We start from the raw sequence: 19,753 nt of genomic DNA on the forward strand, positions 1-19,753 counted from the left end.
TTTATGCGTCCTTCCCATCATACTTTTTCGCTGCTGCTGGTGCTCTCGCTGTTTGTGTGGGCAGGCATGGTAGCGGCCATTTCTTTTATGGAGGCTCCGCTGAAATTCACCGCGCCCAACATCACCGTGGTGCTGGGCGTGGGCATTGGCCGCATCGTGTTTCACGCCCTTAACAAGGCCGAGCTGGTGCTGAGCGTGGTGGCCTTGCTCTGCGCCGGCGTGCTGGGAGTACCTTCGCGCATTTGGCTGGGGCTGCTTACGCTCGTCGTTATTTTGCTGGCCCAAACGCTGTGGCTGCTGCCCGCCCTCGATGCGCGCGCCGCCGCGCTGCTGGCCGGCTTGCCCAACCCGCCGAACTCCCAGCACCTCACGTATGTAGTGCTGGAGGCCGCCAAACTCATCGGCTTGGTTACCACTGCCAGCATGGCCTTTAGTTGGCTGATGCGCATGGCCCGCCGGCGCGAAGACCACCGCCGCGTTACTGCCTAACTTCCCGTTTCGCTTCGGGCAACGCCCGTATTTGCTTTTTGCTTTATGCCGAGCCCCCCTCCTACTCCGGCCGCTTCGCTTCCCGACATCACCACCGAAGCCGATATCCAAAAGCTGGTTGATACTTTTTACGACAAGGTAAACCAGGATGCACTCCTGGGTCCGGTATTCAACCAAATTGCGCAGGTGCACTGGCCCAAGCACTTGCCCACCATGTACGACTTTTGGAGCTCGGTGCTGTTTGGCACCATGCGCTACAAAGGCCGGCCGTTTCCCAAGCACTTGGCGCTGCCCATCGAAGGCGAACATTTTCAGCGTTGGCTGCAGCTGTTTTACGCCACCGTACAGGAAAACTTCAGCGGCCCTAAAGCCGAGGAAGCCAAAGTGAAGGCGCTCAACATCGCCTCCATGTTCGAGTACAAGATGAAAACGGCCAAGTCGCCGTTGTCCATCCTGTAATTTCCAACGCCTTGCGCTTTCCACCGGCGCAGGGCGTTGTTTTTGGCTGCCGGGTAGCAAGCACCCCCACACCACCTAGGGCCGTTGCCAAACTTGCCGCACTCACGGGCCAAAGCGCCACCGGCAGCTTACTTGCTTTCTTAAAATTTAATTCTGATTATCAGCCTACTACCAAGCTCATGACGTAACGTGCAAACGTTTGCACTAATTTCGCTCAACCTGCGCCCAACCTCCTCCGTATTTCGAGCCCCTAGTCACCTCGTTCTATGAAAACCGCTCCGACTTCTGCCCTTACCGACATCACCCGCGAAGCCGACGTAAAGACGCTCGTAGACTGCTTTTGCGAAAAGGTTGACCACGACGAGGTGCTGAGCCCCGTGTACAACGCCGTAGCGCGCGTGTACTGGCCGCATCACTTGTTTTCGATGTACGATTTCTGGAGCTCCAAACTGCTGGGCTCGAAGCCGGCGCCCGCCACCGAGGCCCCGGTGCAAGAAGCCGGCTTGGCGTTTGCCGGGCCGCACTCGGGCCGTTGGCTGAACTTGTTCAACGCCACGGTGCAGGAGCATTTTGCCGGCCCCAAAGCCGAAGAAGCCAAAGCCACTGCCCGCACCATTGCCCAAAGCGACGAAGCCAGCGCTTAAATGACTGTGCGTGGGTAAACGAACATAAAAGACCGCCAATGCTGAGCTTGTCGGTGGTCGATTACGTAACCTCCCGCCCCTACCGATTTTGTTATAACCCCAACAAAAAAGCCCGGCTGCAAAGACGGGCTTTTTTGTTGGTACGTTGCCTAGGTGCGTTAGCGTTACACCCCCAGCAGCAAACGGGTCGGGTCTTCGAGCAGCTCCTTCACACGCACCAGGAACGACACCGACTCGCGGCCGTCGATAATTCGGTGGTCGTAGCTCAGGGCCAAGTACATCATGGGCCGGATTACCACCTGGCCGTTTTCGGCGATGGGGCGCTGCACGATGTTGTGCATACCCAGGATGGCCGACTGCGGCGCGTTGATAATCGGGGTGCTCATCATGGAGCCGAACACGCCGCCGTTGGTAATGGTGAACGTGCCGCCGGTCATTTGCTCGATGGTGAGCTTGTTGTCGCGGGCCAGCGAAGCCAAACGCACGATTTCCTTCTCAATGCCATCGAACGACAGCTGCTCGGCGTTGCGGATTACAGGCACCACCAAGCCTTTCGGAGCCGATACGGCGATGCTGATGTCGCAGAAATCATTGTACACGATGTCTGTACCGTCGATCTGGGCATTTACGGCCGGCCACTCTTGCAAGGCTACGCAAACCGCCTTGGTGAAGAACGACATGAAGCCGAGGCCCACCGAGTGCTTCTCCTTGAACTTGTCTTTGAACTTGTTGCGCAGGTCCATGATGGGCTGCATGTTCACCTCGTTGAAGGTGGTGAGCATGGCCGTTTCGTTCTTCACGGCTACCAGGCGGCGCGAAACCGTTTTGCGCAGGTTGCTCATCCGCTCGCGGCGCTGGTTGCGGTTGCCGGTAGCAGCCGGAGCAGCAGCTTGGGCCTGCGGTGCAGGGGCAGCTGCGGCCGGAGCGGCAGCCGGAGCAGCGGCTTGCGGCTGCGCTTTCAGGGCGTCCTCTTTGGTGATGCGACCATCGCGGCCGGTGCCTTGCACGTTGGCAGCGTTGATGCCTTTCTCGTCGAGGATTTTGCCAGCAGCCGGCGAAGGCGTACCAGCAGCGTAAGCCGAGCTACCACCTACCGAGGCCGAAGCAGCCGGAGCAGCAGCGGTGGACTGCGGAGCAGCCGCCGGGGCCGCAGCAGCCGAAGCGCCAGCACCCTCGATGCGGGCAATTACCGCCCCGATGCCAATGGTTTCGCCTTCTTTCACGGCGTGGCGCAGCGTGCCGCTAGCCTCCGAAGGCAGCTCAAACGTAGCCTTGTCCGATTCCAGCTCGGCAATTACCTCGTCGCGCGATACTTGCGCCCCATCGGGCTTCAGCCACTTGGCCACGGTTACTTCCGTGATGGACTCGCCCACGGTCGGAATCTTCATTTCTACCGTGCCACCGCCGGCGTTGCCGCCAGCAGTTGCCGGCGCTGCGTTGGTGGGCGTATTAGCCGAGCCAGCCTGCGAACCCCCGTAGCCCGACTGGTTGCTGGCCTGCGGGTTCTGCTCGCCTTGCGTTACCGGGTCGGCTGCACCTAGGGCCGGTGCCGATGCCGTAGCCGAAGCAGCCGCGGGGGCCGTAGCCACGGCACCGTCGCCGCTGATTTCGGCGATAACCGCGCCAATGCCAATGGTTTCGCCTTCGGCCACGCGAATCTTTAGGGTACCGTTGCCCTCGGCGGGCAGCTCAAACGTAGCCTTGTCCGATTCGAGCTCGGCAATTACTTCGTCGCGCTTCACGGCCTCGCCGTCTTTCTTAAGCCACTTGGCGATGGTCACTTCCGTGATGGATTCGCCGACGGCGGGTATTTTAATTTCCAGAGCCATGTACTAGCTGGTGGGAAAGGATGTCGTTGGATATGGGAAAGTAGGAAGCTGCGGCGGATGTAGCGCGAACTTTTAGTTCGTGTTTCGTTGCTAAAGCCCGAACGGCATTGGTCGACGAAAAGCGAACCGAAAGTTCGCGCTACACTCGGCTTAGTCTACGCGCTTAGCCGTGGCGGCCGTGGTCTTGATGTTCTGGTCTTCGACCTCGCTTTGCTTGATGCCGAAGGCCCGGGCCACGATTTGCTTTTGCTCCTGCACGTGCACCTTGTTGTAGCCGGTAGCAGGCGAAGCCGAGGGCTTGCGAGCCACCACATCGGCCAGTTCGCGGCGCATGTAGCGGAGCATGTAGTTCCAGTAGCCCATGTTTTCGGGCTCTTCCTGCACCCAAATCAATTCGGCTTTGGGGTACTTGGCCAGCTCGGCGGCCAGCTGCGTTTGCGGGAAGGGGTGTAGCTGCTCGAGGCGTACAATGGCTACATCCTTATGCTCGCTCTTGGTTTGCTCCTCCAGCAGGTCGTAGTACACTTTGCCCGAGCACAGCAGCACGCGCTTCACTTTTTTGGCGTCGGCGTAGGTATCGCCCAGCACTTCGCGGAAGCCGCCCGAGGTAAACTCCTCTACCGGCGACATGCACAGCGGGTGGCGCAGCAGCGACTTCGGCGACATTACCACGCAGGGCTTGCGGAAATTCCAGGCCAGCTGACGGCGCAGCAAATGGAAGAAGTTGGCCGGCGTGGTGATGTTGGCAACCACCATGTTCAGCTCGGCCGACAGCTGCAGGAAACGCTCGGGACGGGCATTGGAGTGCTCGGGGCCCTGGCCTTCGTAACCGTGAGGCAGTTGCATCACGAGGCCGTTCATGCGCTGCCACTTGCTTTCCGACGACGAGATAAACTGGTCGATCATCGTTTGGGCGCCGTTGGCGAAGTCGCCGAACTGAGCTTCCCAGATAACCAGCGCCGAGGGGTTGGCCATGGCGTAGCCAAATTCGAAGCCCAGCACACCGTACTCGCTTAGCAACGAGTTGTAGATGCGCAGCTCTTCGTGCTCGCCCTCGATGTGGTTGAGCGGCGTATACGGCGCCGAGGTAACGGCATCGTGCAGCACGGCGTGGCGGTGCGAGAAAGTGCCTCGCTGCACATCCTGGCCGCTTACGCGCACAATCTTGTTTTCAAGCATCAGCGAGCCGTACGCCAGCTGTTCGCCGGCCGCCCAGTTGAGCACGCGCGTTTCGTAGAACATCTTGCGGCGCTCTTTCAGCAGATTTTCAATCTGCTTAATGGGCTTAAAGCTCTCCGGAATGGTCGTCAGCGCCTTGGCTACTTTTTCAACCACCGCTTCGCTAATGCCCGTTACCGGCGACTGGTTAAAGTCTTCGGCTTTGGCCCGACCTAGGGTACGCCACTCGTTTTCGAGGGCTTGGTAGTTGTAGGGCAGCGGCTTCTGCTTCACCATGTCGAGGCGGGCTTGCAGCAAGTCGCGGAACTCGCGGTCCATCTGCTCGGCCAGCTTGGCATCCACTTCGCCGCGTTGCACCAACGTTTCGTTGTATACCTCGCGCGGGTTTTTGTGCTTGCTGATAACGTTGTACAGCGAAGGCTGCGTGAACTTCGGCTCGTCCGACTCGTTGTGGCCGTGGCGGCGGTAGCACACCATATCAATAAAGATATCGGCGTGGAACTGCTGACGGTACTCCGTGGCTAGCTGCACGGCAAACACTACGGCTTCGGGGTCGTCGCCGTTCACGTGCAGCACCGGCGCGTCGATGATCTTCGCTAGGTCAGTCGAGTAGATCGACGAACGGGCATCTTCGAAGTCGGTGGTGAAGCCCACCTGGTTGTTGATGACGAAGTGCACCGTGCCGCCAGTCTTGTAGCCCTCCAGCTGCGACATCTGCGTCACCTCAAAGCCGATGCCTTGGCCCGCCACGGCCGCGTCGCCGTGAATCAGAATGGGCAGCACGCGGTTGAAATCGCCTTTGTAGAGCGTATCAAGTTTGGCGCGCACAAAGCCTTCCACCACGGGGTTCACGGCCTCGAGGTGCGAGGGGTTGGGGGCGAGCTTCAGGTGCACTTTCTTGCCGGCGGTGGTATCCACCTCCGACGAGTAGCCCATGTGGTACTTCACGTCGCCGTCGCCCATGGTCAGGTCCGGTACGGCAGTGCCCTCGAATTCCGAGAAGATCTGCTCGTACGTTTTGCCCATGATGTTGGCCAGCACGTTGAGGCGGCCGCGGTGCGCCATGCCCACTACCACTTCCTCCACGCCCAGCTCAGCACCCTTTTGGATGATGGCATCGAGCGCCGGAATGGTGGTTTCGCCCCCTTCGAGCGAAAAGCGCTTCTGACCTAGGAACTTCGTGTGCAGGAAATTTTCGAACACCACCGCCTCGTTCAGCTTGCTCAGGATGCGCTTTTTGTACTCAACGCCGGGGTTAAACGACAGCGAGTCGCGCTCCACTTTGTTGCGGAACCAGTCGAGCACCTGCGGGTCGCGGATGTACATGTACTCGAACCCGATGGTGCGGGTGTAAATCTTCTGCAGGGCATCGATGATGTCGCGCAGCTTGGCACCGCTACCCAGGCCGAGCAGCTCGCCGTTGCGGAACGTGGTGTCCAGGTCGGCTTCGCTCAGGCCGAAGTCCGACAGGCTCAGGCGAGCCTTGCGGTCCTTCCGCTCGCGCACTGGGTTGGTGCGGGCCACCAGGTGGCCGCGGCTCCGGTACGCATGAATGAGGTTCCGCACGGCCGTTTCCTTATCTGCCGACACCGCATCCGACGAGCTAATGGCCGTGGTGCCAATGGTAGAGGCAGCTTTGGTAAGCACGCCGGTGCCTACTTCTTGCCCGTTGGGGCCGTTCTGGCCATCCTCGGGGTAGGCCTGCGAAAAGTCGAAACCTTCGAAAAACTTGCGCCAGCCGAAATCAACCGACTCTGGGTCGTTCTTATAGGCTCGGTACAGTTGGTCGATGTAGTCGCCGTGGGCGTTGGCGATATAGGAGTATGCGTCCATGGAGAACGGCTATGTTGGAAAAGGCAAATGTAAGTAGTACCGAAAGAAGCGCAAATACGTATGCGCATACACAAATACGGCTGATCCACAACAAGCTCAGCTTTTAAACACTGCAGCAATGCTACTTTCTTAAGCACTTCACTCGCTGAAGAAACAAGCGCAGCTATCGGGCTCACACTTAATAATAAACGATTGTAAACGAAAAGGCCTGCTCATGGTTGAGCAGGCCTTTAATAGCCAAGCTGCTGAACTTATTGCGGCAGCGAGGTCTTGAAAATGCGGTAGGGTTGGTCTTTTTTGCTGACGCCTTTGTTCCAAGTAGGCGTTTTGTGAATGGCTGAGGTAGTTACGTACATGGTACCGTCAGGCATCAGGAAGTACGTATCGGGCCATTGCAGACGTGGGTCTTTAATCCATTCGCTCACCTTGCCATCGGGCGTACGGCGCACCAAGGCGTTTTGCTCGAAAGCCGTTAGGTACACATTGCCCGCCTGGTCGATTTCCATACCATCGGTGGCAGTGGTCTTCCCTAGGTTTTCAACCTGCTCGCCAAGCTGGGTTTCGGAAAGAGCAGCGTTGCGCAGGGCTGCGGTAGGGATGCGGTAGAGTGTGCGTCCGGTAAGAGCTTGGTAGTATAGATGCTTATTGTCGCGACTAAGGGCGATGCCATCCGAAGCAATTTTCATGGGCTTGCCTTGCGCGTCGATCATGGGGTTGCCCTCCACGTTTAGCCGAATGTCCTCGGGCTTTACGGAGGGGTGGTTGGTAAGCAGGCGGCGCGCTTTTTGGGTTTTCAGATCAACTACCACAATACCGCCCTGTGCCGATTCGGTGATGTAGGCGTAGTTGTTGTCGGTGTCGATGCGCACGTCGTTGAGGTAGGACTTCTCTGGCGCGGCTTGCTTATCGAACACAATGGTTTGCACCACTTGGTCTGTCTTCGGGTCGATCTTCACCAGCTTGGCGCCGCCGTTCACCACGGTTTTCAGGCCGGGTGCGGCGGGGTCGAGCACCCACAGCATGCCGTTGCGGTCGACGGTGGCGGCCTGCGGGCAAATCCAGTGCTTAGCCGGTTCGTTCTTCACCGAGTCGTTCCACATGCACCAGCTGGCGTTGGGGTACGGCTTCAGGGTGTTGTTGGGGCCTACCTCGGCAATGGGGTTCACGGGGTTGTCGTCCCACCTCGGAAACACGCCGAACACGCGGCCATCGGGCGTGGCGGCCACGCCCACAATTTGCGGCTCCTGAAACTCGGCCACTACCTGTAGCGCCGAGTTAACCGGAACTTTAGCCTCGGCGGCCTGGTTACTACCATCCGCGTTTTGCTGAACGGCGGTTTCGTCGGGTTGCTGACGCGACGAGCAGCCTGCCAGCAGCATTGCTACCAAAGCGGCACCTAGGGAGCGGCGCACCAGCTCAGCCGAGCCGGGTAAGCACAAGTTTTTCATGGTGTTAAGGTTTGGTTTGCGGCAAAAGCCCAAGGGCGGTATCGGGCTGTACTGCACGTACGCAGCCGCTTACCGGTGGTTAAGGCACGCCTCCGTGCAATGGCCACTAATCGCCTGGTTTGCTTCCACCATAACCCTCCGGAGCTACCCTCGTTTAAGCTACCTCTGTGCGCCGTTTACAGACCCAAAACACCTGTTTATATAATTTAACTTACAATTACTTACACTAAACAAATTAAATTATATACCTTAAACACTCTGAACTCTGGCAAGCAAGGCCACATTCGCGCCTTCTTACTCATATGAATTCTGGCCGTGCGTCGGCCGGACCTTAACCTCCCCAGGTGAAAGAGGGAGTGCACGAACCCTAACGAGATGTCTATCGCACTGTTCCTCCTGTATTTGTTTTTCCCCTCCGCCTCCGATTTCGCTCCCCGGAACTTGCCCACTGCGCCCCTGGCACCGCGCGTGGTAAAAGTGAAACCATCGCCAGCCCCGGTAGCTTACCAAGCTCCTCGTAAGCTGCCCACCTACCGCGTAACGGCCACCGTGTACATGGCCGATGCCCGGCAAACCGATTCGGACCCGCTCATCACGGCCGATAACTCCCGCATCCCCCGCCGCGCCACAAGCAAAATCCGCTGGATGGCCTTGTCGCGCGACCTCCTTGACAAGTGGGGCGGCCCGTTCAGCTACGGCGACTCCGTGCAGGTGCGGGGCGTTTCGCCCGAGCTCGACGGGGTTTACGTAATCCACGACACGATGAACCGCCGCTTTAAGCGTGGCATCGACCTGCTCGTGGCCAAGCACGAAGACATTTACGGCCGCTGGGGCAACGTACGCATCAGCCCCGTGCCCAAGCGCCCCGCGGTAATTCCGCAGTGGCAGGCCAGCTAAGCCGCCTGCCCAGCCCAAGCATGCTCGCGCCTACCTAGGCCTGTTGCGTCTTATCGAAGCTTAGCTGCTTCCTATATTCCTGAAGCAGTGCGCGTGTTATTCCGGAAACTGCGCCAGCACCCGCGGGTTGCCCTCTGCATCGTAGAGGTAGCTAAGCGGCTGGTGCGGGTCGCGCAAAATATCGCGCAGCCCTATTTGCCACGGCAGCCACAGCTCCTCGAGCGTTTGGGCGTAAGCCATGGTATCCCAGGGGTTGAACACGGCGCCGGTTACGTCATCCAGGAAAGTGTCCATCACGAGCACTTCGTCGCCGGGCTTTACCGGGCGAGGGAAGTACTCCGGAATGGCACTGATGAGGTAAGCCCCGTAGTACACACGCGCCTTAAACTCGGCCAACTGCACCGGGTGCAGCGGACGCGTTTGCGCATCGGCGTACACGCGTTCCATCACGTCGCGCAGCATGGCATTGTCGAGCAAACAGCTAACCACGGCCACGTTGCCGAGGCGAATGCTGAACACCATGGTAGCCAGGTCGTCGTCGTAGGCAAAGGGAGCGTCGTCGGGCCCTAGGTCCACGTCAAGCAAAAACACCGAGCCAGGCATGAAGTCGTCGTACTGCATGGGTACGCGCAAGGCCTGCAGCACCTGGAAGAAGCAGCGGAAGCGGCTGAACAGCGTGCGGTTTTCGGCCAGCGGGTAGCGCGGCTTAATGAGGGGCTCCAACTCGCGCGCCAGCTCGTTCACGAAGATGCCGTAAAACATCTTGCCCAACCACAAAAACAGGGTTTGCTCATCGAGGGTGCGCAAGCCTTGCGGGCTTTCGGTGGTGGCCTGCTCCACGCGCGCCTCCAAGGCGTTTACGTGCTCGTGCTGGCACTTGGCGCAGCACGGTATGCTGAGCTCGTCAAAATTGCTTGTGCTCTGATCGAGCATTTGAATGGGCTTGCCGCCCAGCTGATACCGCTCGCGCAACCACGGCGCAAACACCGGCACTTTGTCGGTGGCCGGGTCGACGGGGGTGCCGCACAAAAAGCAGTTGGGCGCTACCAACTGCATGCGCACAAAGGGGTCGTAGAGCGTAAGATCGGGCGTAGGAACGGCTGCCATAGGCCGCAAAAATACACTGCCCGCCGCAGCCGGAACGAACCGGCCGTGGCGGGCAGCGCTATTGTGGGCGGATACGCCTGATACCTAGCGCGACAACGACGAGCCGAGCTTGATGAGCAGCTTGCCCAGTTGGGCCAGCGGCGGGCCGTAGCCGCCGGAGGCGTCGTCGGCCACTTTGCTGGTTTCGGCACCTAGGGTAGCCAGCGTTTCGGCCAGGGTGTGCGAGTCGATGCTATCAGAAGTAAGCTGTTCGCGCAGCGTTGTCAGCTCCTGAATGATTTTGGCCAGGCCGGTTTTTTCGCTGGCGCGCAATACCTCCGTCCACCGGTCGATTTCGGTGAGGCCGTACTGATCGGCTTGCGTGGGCACGCCGTTGCCGAGCAGGGCCAGGGTATCGTCGATTAGCGCGGAGTGCTGGCCATCAGTTACTTCGAGCGGCGCCTGAAATTCGGGCGTGTGGGTGGGAGTGGGCGTAAGCGAATCCATAGAACAAGACGGGAAAATCAAACAAACAGAAACGGCAACCGCTTGCGTATACTTTGGCTGTACCCAAAAAGTTGACCGCCCAAGGCCGTCGATTGCTTTTCGTGCCACCAACTTGCGGTGGCTTTCTATGCTGCACGTTTTTCAGTCTGTTACTTTTTCCGATCCGGCCCGGCAAGCCCTGTTCGAAGCCGTGCGCGACGCCCTTCAGGCGTCGGCCCAAACCAGCCAGGCCGATGCGCTGCTGGCCGGCCCGCTGCGCTTGCCCAACAGCTCGGCCGTGGATGCGCTGCTGGTGCGTCCGCACAGCCTTACGCTGCTGGTGCTGCACCCCGGGGCCGGCGAGCTAAGTATTTCGTCGTTTGCGGGCAGCACTTGGCAGCTCAATGGCGTGCCGCTGCCAGCGGGCGGGGCCGTTAACCCCTACGTGGCTTTTCAGGAACAGCGCGAGGCCGTCCTCCAGCTAATTGGGCCGCTGATGCCGCCCGATGCCCTAAACAGCCGCTTCGTAACGGGCCTTTGGGTGCCCACCGGCCCCGTGCGCTTTGGCACCGATGTGGAGGCCAGCATGGCCGAGGCGCCCGAGGCCCGGCAGTTTCAGCTGCTGCCTGAGGTAGCGCGCCTGCCGCGGCGCTTGGCGCAGTTAGCTACGCCAGAAATTGAGCTGACCGCCGCCGACATTCGCCACCTGGCCGAAGCCCTGCCCGGCGCCCTAGGTGCCCCCAACGCCGCGGAGCACAAGAACGGCCCGCGCACCTTTGGCTCGCTGATGCACAACTCGGCCCGCCAGCTCTGGCGCTGGATTGGAGCCGAAGACATCGACTCGCTTTCGCCGGATACCTACGAGCTGGCCGCCCAAACCGAGGACCGCAAGCACGAACTGGAGCAGCAGCAAGCCGCCCTGCAACAGCAGCTGGCCGAGCAAGTGCGCGCCCTCGAAGCCCGCGAGGCCGCCCGCGAACAGAGCATGGCTCAGCTGCGCACCCAACTGGCCCAAGCTCAGGCGCAATCGGCCCCGAACGCGGCCGAGCTGCAGGCCCGGCTGGCGCACGAGAGCCAAGCCAAAGAAGAAGAAGCCGCCGCCCTGCGCCAATCGCAGCAGGAGTGGCAGCAGCGCAACCACGACCTCGACGCCAAAATTCAGGCCCTGGAGCACCTGATTCAGCGGCTGCAAACGGCGCCTCAGCCAGCAACGGCTCCGGCGGCGGGTGAGCAACCCGCTGCGGTTGCGACTTCGGTAGCACCTCCGTTGCCCACCCCGCCGCCTACGCCAACGCCACCTAGGGCCGCGGCCCCAACGATGCAAACCGACAGCAGCGCCCCAACACCATCGGCTTTCGATGTTGCGGCGGTCAAAGCCGGCGCGCAAGAACTCGCCGGCCGGCTTGCGCAGGGCGTAGCGGCGGCGCGGGAGCGGCTAAGCCCGCACCTTACCCCCAACTTGCTGAAGCTGCTGGCCGGCGCCCTAGGTGTGCTGGTGCTGGTGTGGCTTGGCAACAAGCTGTTGGGCAGCAGCGCGCCCGAGCCTTACCAAGCCAACGGCCGCTGGGGCTTTGCCAAGGGCGACGAGCCGGTAATTGAGGCGAAGTACGATGCGGTGCAGCCGTTTCAGGAGGACTTGGCCGTGGTGGAGCGCGACGGAGCTTTCGGGTTTGTGGACACCGACGGCACCGAGGTGGTACCGCCCGCCTACGATGCCCTAAACCCATACGCCGGCGGTTACGCCCGTGTGCGCATCGGCGACTTGTACACTTTTATCGACGAAGAAGGCGCCGAGTTCAGCCACTACTTCTACAACGCCTACGATTTTGCCGAGGGCTACGCGCCCGTGCTCGACGGCCGCGGCTGGTACTACATCAGCGGGCCCGATGCGGGCGTACCCGATCAGCCGCGCCTGTTTCAGGAGGCGTACCCTTTCCGCAACGGGTTGGCGCGGGTGCGCCTCGATGGCGCCTACACGTTCATCACGCCCAAGCACCTAACCGACCCCGAGCGCAGCCTGGAGCCCTTTGGCCGCTACGAGCACGCCACCGACTTTGCCGAGGGCCGGGCGCGCGTGCAGCAAAACGGCCGCACCTTTTTCATCGACGAAGACGGCGACGAAGTGGCCGAATAGCCCGGTAGCTGCCGGGGCTAATCGTCGTCGCCGTCGTGGTACTTTTTTCGTTTACCGTGGCGCTTTAGCCACTTTTTAAGCTGGCCCGGCGACATCCAGCGTTCCTCGGCCGAGCTTGTGGTTTGCACGCTTTTGGGGGCCGAGCGGCCACCGGCCACCGCCCAGCTGCCGTTGGGATGGCGCCGGGCGGCGCGTGGCGTGCCCTGCAAGTCGCAGGCTTGCCCTTCGGCCAGCGGCTGCCGTTGGCCGTTGGGGCCAATTACAAACCCCTCGGGCGTGATGGTACGGCCGTTGGGCAGGCGCACCTCGCGCTGAAGCGGGCGCAGCTGACCGTGGCGCACCACGTAGGTGGTGCCGTTTTGGCGCAGGAAGCCGTCGTCGGTGGCGGCGCCCGACTGCGCTGTGGCGGGCCCGCTCAGCAGGCAGGCCAGCGCTGCCCCTAGGTAAACCGTGTGCCAAATGGCGAGGTGCCGGTGTGGTAACATCAGAAAAGCAAGCACGTAAGCGAAGCCGGTTTTACGCCGCCTGGTTGCCCAACGTTGGTGGGGCGCCGGGTTACCTTTCGACGAATGGGGTATCAAGCTTCGATTTGTCCACCAAAAACAGCCAAACATCATGAAATTCTCCTTCAAAACCCTGCTGGCAGTTGCCGCCTTCGCTGCTTTCGCTACGACCTCGTGCAGCGAGAAAACCCAAGAAAACGCCGAAGCTACGACCGAAAGCGCAGCCAACGATGCGGCCAACGCTACTTCGGATGCGGCTAACGCCACCTCGAACGCTGCCGATGCCGCTGGCAACGCCGCCGCCGATGCCGTAACGCCCGACAACGACGGCCAGAACACCGTAGCTCCCGAAAAGGGCGACACCGCCATGGTGCAAAACAAGCCCGCCGATGGCGTGGTTGACGAAACCCAGAAGAAGTAATCTTTAGCGCTTGAGCGCACGTGTAAGCGCCTGCCCCTGTTATCAGGGGCAGGCGCTTTGCTTTTTCGGCCGGCCTGCGCCGCATTGGCTGTTGCGCGCTCGGCCTACGGGCGCACCTAGGGCCGGGCGCGCAACGGCCCGGGGCCACAACCTCGGCGGCAGCCCGGCGTAGGCTTAGAGTGCTTGGCCCTCGGTGTGCCCGGCTCCGCGGCTTATCGGCGGTTTTTGGTTTTCATACGCAATGCCTTTCCGAACCACTCGCCTTTGCTGCCCACAAGCCCCATGTACCCCGCCCCCGACGATCTGCTGACACTCGGCAACAAAGCCTTGCTGCGTTTGCACAAAACGGCCTTTTTGTGCTCGCGCGATTACCCCAGCGCCATCGAAAAGCCGGTGTATTTGTGGGCGCTGGAGCAGCGCTACGAGGGCACGTGCGTGCTGTCGGGGTTTCACTCGCGGCTCGAGCAGGCGGTGCTGCGCTACTTGCTGCAGGGGCAGTGGCACCCGGTGGTGTACGCGCTTGGGCGGGGCATTCAGCCTAGCACCCGCTTTGAGTACGAAGTGCCGGTGGCCGCCGGGCACTTACTGTTTGTTACGCCCTTTGCCGACGACGTGCACAGCATCACGCCGGATACGGCGGCCATTCGCAACCAGCTCGTGGCCGAGTTGGCCGACTCGTTTTTCATTCCGTACCTCACGCCGGGCGGCAACCTCAACGAGCTGTTGCAGCACCCGGCTTTCGGGGCCAAGCCCATCGTTACGCTCGATTTGCCGGAGAATTACCCGCTTAAAGCCTTAGGCGCCAAAATCTTCCGCTCGGCACTGGCCCTAAGCCACAACCAACAATAAGTTAACCTTTCGGCGCTATAGGTGCGTATGCTAGGTGTTAACCCTTTCATGCGAACTACCATGGCTACCCTAGCTTCTCATATTCCAACGCATCTTCCGGCCTCGCCTTCCGACGGCATCCGCACCCTGGCCCGCCTAGGCTTTGCGGCCAAAGGCATGGTGTACACCGTGCTGGGCGTGCTGGCCGTAATGGCCGCCACCGGCACCGAAGGCGGCCGCACCGCCGACAAAACCCAGGTGCTGCAAACCATTCAGGACATGCCCATGGGCCGCTGGCTGCTGGGCCTGGTGGCCCTGGGCCTGGCCGGCTACGTGCTGTGGCGCTTTGTGCAGGCCATCCGCGACACTGAAGGCCATGGCAACAGCGCCAAAGGCATGGGCAAGCGCCTGTCTTACGCGGCTAGCGCGCTGGGCTACGGCGTGCTGGCGTACATTGCCGGCAAGGCTGCTTTCGAAAATACCTCGGCCGGCAGCGGCAGCGGCAACTCGCGCCAGTCGTTTGTGGCCACGCTGCTCGAGCAATCGTACGGGCAGTGGCTGGTGGGCGCCATCGGCCTCACGGTAATTGGCATTGGCGTGTACCAGCTTATCCGGGCTTACTCGGGTTCGTTTGCCAAGCACGTCAACTCCAGCCAGATTCCGGCCAACCAGCAACGTTTGGTATACCGCATGGGCCAGTTAGGCTACACCGCCCGCGGCATTGTGTGGGGCATTTTGGGTTACTTTTTGGTGCAGGCTGCCATGCAAAGCAATGCCAACGCAGCCCAGGACACCGGAGGCGCCTTTGATTTGTTGGCCAGCATGGGCGCGGGCGTGCTGCTGGTGGTAGCACTGGGCCTGGTGGCCTACGGCCTGTACATGTTTGTGCGAGCCAAGTACCCCATCCTGCGCGGCGTTTAATCGTCCTAGGTGCAAACACAACGAAGCCCGCCCGGCACTGCTGCCGGGCGGGCTTCGTTGTGTTTGCACCTAGGGCAGCGCATTAGTGCACGCTGGCCAAGGTGTTCGCGCTTGCGTAGTCCTGCAGATACTCAAACCGCGGGGCCAGCTGCCCGTGGGCGGCAATGGTAGCCCGCTCGATTACGCGGTCGGGGTCGGGCCCGAACAAATACGGAAACACGTTATCGATGAGCTGCCGGCCGAAGTCGCGCGAGGCGTTGCGGGGCAGCTCGCAGGGCAGGTTATCCACGGCCATGACCGTTATGTTGTTGGGGCGCGCGTACGCCGGCTCCAGCTCGCCGGTGGCGGGGTTGTAGTCGAAGGCCGGATCGGGGATGCTGGTGCTGCGCTTGGTGACGGGGATGGAGCCGTCGACGTCGCAGGTTACGTCGGCAATGGTGTTGATGCGGAAACCGGGGCGGCGCGTGTCGTCTTCCGAAAACAGCCTAGGTGCCGTGGGGTGCCAGTAGGCGCAGGCAACGAGCAGGTCGGTTACGGGCAAAAACTTGTCGAACGTCGACTTGTATTCCTGCGGGTTGCGGTGGAAATCGGGCGTATCCCACACGCGGCCGTCCTGGCGGGCGTTGTAGTCGGAGGAGCGCAGCTGCGTGTACACCGGCTCCGCAAAATCGTGGTACAGGTAATCGTACACGCTTACCTGCCGGATGCCCATGCAATCGAGCACCTCCAGAGCGCCTTTGGCCACGCGGCCCGAGCCCGTTACGGCAATTTTAATGGGCGGCAGGCGCTTCACTTTAAAGTACTCCTCCTGCATGTCGCCTAGGTCGGTGCACTGGTAGGCAGGCTTCAGTTGGTACAGGCCGTGCTTGCGGCCGTAGGTGAGCAGGCCGTTGTAGGCGCCTACAATGCCGGCCCAGCGCCCAAACGCCACAATTCGCTCGCCCTCGGCGTTGGTGAGCATTTCGTAGTCGATGAGCGTAATGTCCTTTTGCAGCACTTGGCGCAGCAACTCCCGGTTGGCGGGCTGCTTTTTCACGGTGTGCGAAAAGAACAAATACGTTTTGTTCGGAATGAGCTGCGCCACGGGCACTTCCTTCACGCCCATCAGGATGTCGCAGTCCGATACATCGGCTTGCACCTCAATGCCTAAGTCGCGGTACTCCTGGTCGGCGTAGCTGCGGATGTCGCTGCTTTGCACCACCACTTTCACGTGCGGCCAGGTTTGTTGCACCTCCACGCACTTTTTGGGCGTAAGCGGCACGCGGCGGTCGACGGGTACTTTGCCTTCGCGAATCAGGCCTAAACGAATGGGTGGCATAGCGGTAACCTAACGGGTGGGTGGTAACGGCAAAGCTATTGTTTTCAGGCATAAGTACTCCGCCAAGCGCTTGCGGCCGGTGCCCCGCTTGCCCCTTGTGGCCCTAGGTGACGGCTGCCGCACAAGCTCAACCACCACCGCCACCTAGGGCAGCTACCCGACGGGGCCAATCCGCTGCCCAGACAAGCAGCTGCTTTTTGCACATTTTCGTCGGCTTTTTGGTTTAAGGGGCAATCCATTTCGAGCTACCTTTGTTAGGGCCTAACGAGGTCCCATTTCCCGCCATCCATCTGTTTCCCTGTATGAAGTTGTCCTTCAAGCCCGCCGACGTGTTCGTTGACCGCCACAACGGTCCTGACGCCGTGGCCGTGGCCGAGATGCTGCAAACCATCGGCGTTGAGTCGGTGGATCAGCTCATCAATGAAACCGTACCGGCCCGCATCCGGCTGAAGCGCGAGCTGAACCTGCCCGCGGCTCTTACCGAGCGCCAGTTTCTGCAGAAGTTCAAGCAGATTGCCGGCCAAAACAAAGTGTTCCGCTCGTTTATCGGCCTGGGTTACCACGACACCCAGCTGCCGCCGGTAATCCTGCGCAACATCATGGAAAACCCCGGCTGGTACACGGCTTACACGCCCTACCAGGCCGAAATTGCGCAAGGCCGCCTCGAAGCCCTCATCAACTACCAAACAATGGTAATTGAGCTGACGGGCCTCGAAATTGCCAACGCTTCGTTGCTCGACGAAGGCACCGCCGCCGCCGAAGCCATGAACATGTTCCATGGCCTCACCAAAAAGAAGAACGCCACCAAGTTCTTTGTGTCGGAGCAGGTGCTGCCCCAAACCATCGACGTGCTGCGCACGCGCGCCACGCCCCTGGGCATCGAGCTGATTGTGGGCGACCACCGCAGCACCGACCTCAGCGACGAAGCCATTTTTGGCGGCCTGGTGCAGTACCCCGCCGCCGACGGCGAGGTGTTCGATTACACCGATTTCATCGCCCAAGCCCACGAGCGCGGCCAGTTTGTGGCCGTAGCTGCCGACCTGCTGGCCCTTACGCTGCTCACCTCGCCCGGCGAGATGGGCGCCGATGCCGTGGTGGGCAACTCGCAACGCTTTGGCGTACCGATGGGCTACGGCGGCCCGCACGCCGGTTTCTTTGCTACCAAGGATGCGTACAAGCGCGTAATTCCGGGCCGCATCATCGGCCAGAGCGTGGACGCCACCGGCAACCGCGCCTACCGCATGGCCCTGCAAACGCGCGAGCAGCACATCCGCCGCGAAAAGGCCACCTCCAACATTTGCACCGCGCAGGTGCTGCTGTCGGTTATTGCCGGCATGTACGCCGTGTACCACGGCCCCGAGCGCCTCAAGCAAATTGCCACCAACGTGCACCTGCTCACGCGCCAGCTGGCCGAGGGCCTGCGCGGCTTAGGCGCCGAGTTGCTGGTGGAGAATTACTTCGATACTGTTTCGCTGAAGCTGGAAAGCGCCGAGCTGCAGCAAGCCCTGAAGCGCGAGCTGGAAGCCGTAGGCATCAACCTGCGCTACTTTGGCGAAAGCAACGTGGGCATTTCGCTGCACCAAAACGCCGAGCCGCAAGACGTAGCCGACATCCTAGGTGCGTTTGGCAAGGTGTTGGGCAAGCAGGCAGCTGGTTCGGTTGCAGTGCCGGCCGATGCCGAGCTGGTGTGGCCCGCTAACCTCATCCGCAAGTCGGAGTTCCTGAAGCACGAGGTGTTCAACACGCACCACTCGGAGCACGAGTTGCTGCGCTACATGAAGCAGCTCGAGAACAAAGACCTCTCGCTGACGCACTCGATGATTTCGCTGGGCTCGTGCACCATGAAGCTCAACGCTACCGCCGAGATGATTCCGGTCACCTGGCCCGAGATTGGCCAGTTGCACCCCTTCGCGCCGCGCGAGCAGGCGCAAGGCTACTCGCAAATCTTCAAAGACCTGGAGGCCTGGCTGTGCGAGGTTACCGGTTTCGATGCCGTTTCGCTGCAGCCCAACTCGGGTGCGCAGGGCGAATACGCCGGCTTGCTCGTAATTAAGGCGTACCACGACGCCCGCGGCGACCACCACCGCAACGTGGCCCTTATTCCGGCCTCGGCCCACGGCACCAACCCGGCTTCGGCGGCCATGGTGGGCATGCAGATTGTGGTAGTGAAAAGCACCGAGCGCGGCGAAATCGACCTCGACGACCTGCGCGCCAAGGCCGAGCAGTACTCCGATAAGCTGAGCTGCCTGATGGTGACCTACCCCAGCACGCACGGCGTGTACGAGGAGAGCATCATCGACATCTGCAACATCATTCACGAGCACGGCGGCCGCGTGTACATGGACGGCGCCAACATGAACGCCCAAGTAGGCCTCACGTCGCCCGCCAACATCGGCGCCGACGTGTGCCACCTGAACCTGCACAAAACCTTCTGCATTCCGCACGGCGGCGGCGGCCCCGGCGTAGGCCCCATCGGCGTAGTAGCCGACCTGGCCCCCTACCTGCCCGGCCACGTGGTGGTAGATGCCGACGGCCGCACCGAAGGCGCTGTTTCGGCCGCTCCGTGGGGCTCGGCCAGCATTCTGCCCATTTCGTACGCCTACATCGCCATGATGGGCGGCGAAGGCCTGAAGGCAGCCACCGAAACGGCTATCCTGAACGCGAACTACATTAAGGCTCGCCTCGAGGAGCACTACCCGGTGCTGTACACGGGCGAAAACGGCCGTTGCGCCCACGAAATGATTCTCGACTGCCGCCAGTTCAAGAAAGCTGGCATTGAGGTGGAGGACATTGCCAAGCGCCTGATGGACTACGGCTACCACGCGCCCACCGTGTCGTTCCCGGTGGCAGGCACGCTTATGGTGGAGCCCACCGAGTCGGAAAGCAAGGAGGAACTGGACCGCTTCTGCGAGGCCATGATCAAGATCCGTGAGGAGATTCGGGCTGTGGAAGAAGGGCGCGCCGATGCCAAAGACAACCTGCTGAAGCACGCGCCGCACACCGCCGCCGTGCTGCTGCAGGAAGAATGGACGCGCCCCTACACCCGCGAGCAGGCCGCTTACCCCACTGACTTCGCCCGTCGCTACAAGTTCTGGCCCACCGTGTCGCGCATCGACTCGGCGTACGGCGACCGGAACCTGATTTGCGCTTGCACGCCCATCGAGGCCTACGCCGACCAGGAGGAGCACCTCGTGCCCACCGACAAAGGTCCGTCGTATTGAGTAGTTAGTACTGAGTACATGATACCAAGTACTCAGTACTAACTACCAAATACAAAC

Annotated in this window: 16 protein-coding genes; 9 read left to right on the plus strand and 7 right to left on the minus strand. The window is 61.0% G+C overall.

The window, feature by feature from the left end; genetic code table 11:
* The first annotated feature begins 3 nt into the window (after positions 1-3).
* The 3 genes from D3Y59_RS11765 (at position 4) to D3Y59_RS11775 (ending at position 1,592) form a co-directional block, all read left to right on the plus strand.
* Positions 4-489: a hypothetical protein gene (locus tag D3Y59_RS11765; RefSeq protein ID WP_205590829.1), complete on the plus strand. Its 486-nt coding sequence runs from the start codon at positions 4-6 to the stop codon at positions 487-489.
* Positions 490-534: 45 nt separating this feature from the next.
* On the plus strand, positions 535-948 hold the full coding sequence (locus D3Y59_RS11770) for a group III truncated hemoglobin (protein WP_119445228.1): 414 nt from the start codon (positions 535-537) through the stop codon (positions 946-948).
* A gap of 266 nt (positions 949-1,214) precedes the next feature.
* Positions 1,215-1,592 (plus strand): group III truncated hemoglobin, encoded by a 378-nt coding sequence (locus D3Y59_RS11775; RefSeq protein ID WP_119445229.1) that lies wholly within the window; start codon positions 1,215-1,217, stop codon positions 1,590-1,592.
* A 164-nt stretch (positions 1,593-1,756) separates the two neighbouring features.
* Here D3Y59_RS11775 and odhB read toward each other — a convergent pair whose 3' ends face one another.
* From odhB to D3Y59_RS11790, 3 genes are all read right to left on the minus strand, one after another.
* A complete protein-coding gene (gene odhB / locus D3Y59_RS11780) occupies positions 1,757-3,421 on the minus strand; it encodes a 2-oxoglutarate dehydrogenase complex dihydrolipoyllysine-residue succinyltransferase (protein ID WP_119445230.1) in 1,665 nt (554 codons plus the stop codon).
* A gap of 150 nt (positions 3,422-3,571) precedes the next feature.
* Entirely contained in the window at positions 3,572-6,433 is a 2,862-nt protein-coding gene (locus D3Y59_RS11785) for a 2-oxoglutarate dehydrogenase E1 component (RefSeq protein ID WP_119445231.1), read from the minus strand.
* Between the two features lie 251 nt (positions 6,434-6,684).
* Positions 6,685-7,881 carry an SMP-30/gluconolactonase/LRE family protein gene (locus D3Y59_RS11790; RefSeq protein WP_119445232.1) on the minus strand — a complete coding sequence of 399 codons (1,197 nt, stop codon included), beginning with the start codon at positions 7,879-7,881 and terminating at the stop codon, positions 6,685-6,687.
* Positions 7,882-8,283: 402 nt separating this feature from the next.
* Between D3Y59_RS11790 and D3Y59_RS11800 the strand changes: the two genes are divergently transcribed.
* Positions 8,284-8,778, plus strand: a complete 495-nt coding sequence (locus tag D3Y59_RS11800) for an RlpA-like double-psi beta-barrel domain-containing protein (protein WP_205590830.1) — start codon at positions 8,284-8,286, stop codon at positions 8,776-8,778.
* A 96-nt stretch (positions 8,779-8,874) separates the two neighbouring features.
* Here D3Y59_RS11800 and D3Y59_RS11805 read toward each other — a convergent pair whose 3' ends face one another.
* Entirely contained in the window at positions 8,875-9,885 is a 1,011-nt protein-coding gene (locus D3Y59_RS11805; protein WP_119445235.1) for a hypothetical protein, read from the minus strand.
* Between the two features lie 84 nt (positions 9,886-9,969).
* The gene (locus D3Y59_RS11810) at positions 9,970-10,371 is read right to left on the minus strand and encodes a hypothetical protein (protein WP_119445236.1); all 402 of its coding nucleotides are present in this window, start codon (positions 10,369-10,371) and stop codon (positions 9,970-9,972) included.
* Between the two features lie 127 nt (positions 10,372-10,498).
* Here D3Y59_RS11810 and D3Y59_RS11815 point away from each other — a divergent pair, with 127 nt between their 5' ends.
* A complete protein-coding gene (locus D3Y59_RS11815) occupies positions 10,499-12,484 on the plus strand; it encodes a WG repeat-containing protein (protein ID WP_119445237.1) in 1,986 nt (661 codons plus the stop codon).
* Positions 12,485-12,501: 17 nt separating this feature from the next.
* Here D3Y59_RS11815 and D3Y59_RS11820 read toward each other — a convergent pair whose 3' ends face one another.
* The gene (locus D3Y59_RS11820; RefSeq protein ID WP_119445238.1) at positions 12,502-12,969 is read right to left on the minus strand and encodes a DUF6799 domain-containing protein; all 468 of its coding nucleotides are present in this window, start codon (positions 12,967-12,969) and stop codon (positions 12,502-12,504) included.
* 130 nt (positions 12,970-13,099) lie between these two features.
* Here D3Y59_RS11820 and D3Y59_RS11825 point away from each other — a divergent pair, with 130 nt between their 5' ends.
* The 3 genes from D3Y59_RS11825 (at position 13,100) to D3Y59_RS11835 (ending at position 15,157) form a co-directional block, all read left to right on the plus strand.
* Positions 13,100-13,408: a hypothetical protein gene (locus D3Y59_RS11825; protein ID WP_119445239.1), complete on the plus strand. Its 309-nt coding sequence runs from the start codon at positions 13,100-13,102 to the stop codon at positions 13,406-13,408.
* A 264-nt stretch (positions 13,409-13,672) separates the two neighbouring features.
* Complete coding sequence (locus tag D3Y59_RS11830; RefSeq protein WP_162910722.1) at positions 13,673-14,257, plus strand: DNA-binding protein; 585 nt, start codon at positions 13,673-13,675, stop codon at positions 14,255-14,257.
* A 60-nt stretch (positions 14,258-14,317) separates the two neighbouring features.
* A complete protein-coding gene (locus tag D3Y59_RS11835) occupies positions 14,318-15,157 on the plus strand; it encodes a DUF1206 domain-containing protein (protein ID WP_162910723.1) in 840 nt (279 codons plus the stop codon).
* An 82-nt stretch (positions 15,158-15,239) separates the two neighbouring features.
* Here D3Y59_RS11835 and D3Y59_RS11840 read toward each other — a convergent pair whose 3' ends face one another.
* A complete protein-coding gene (locus tag D3Y59_RS11840) occupies positions 15,240-16,475 on the minus strand; it encodes an NAD(P)-dependent oxidoreductase (RefSeq protein ID WP_119445242.1) in 1,236 nt (411 codons plus the stop codon).
* 302 nt (positions 16,476-16,777) lie between these two features.
* Between D3Y59_RS11840 and gcvP the strand changes: the two genes are divergently transcribed.
* Positions 16,778-19,696 (plus strand): aminomethyl-transferring glycine dehydrogenase, encoded by a 2,919-nt coding sequence (gene gcvP, locus D3Y59_RS11845; protein WP_119445243.1) that lies wholly within the window; start codon positions 16,778-16,780, stop codon positions 19,694-19,696.
* The last annotated feature ends 57 nt before the right edge of the window (positions 19,697-19,753 follow it).

It is taken from the genome of Hymenobacter oligotrophus (assembly GCF_003574965.1).
GTDB lineage: Bacteria > Bacteroidota > Bacteroidia > Cytophagales > Hymenobacteraceae > Solirubrum > Solirubrum oligotrophum.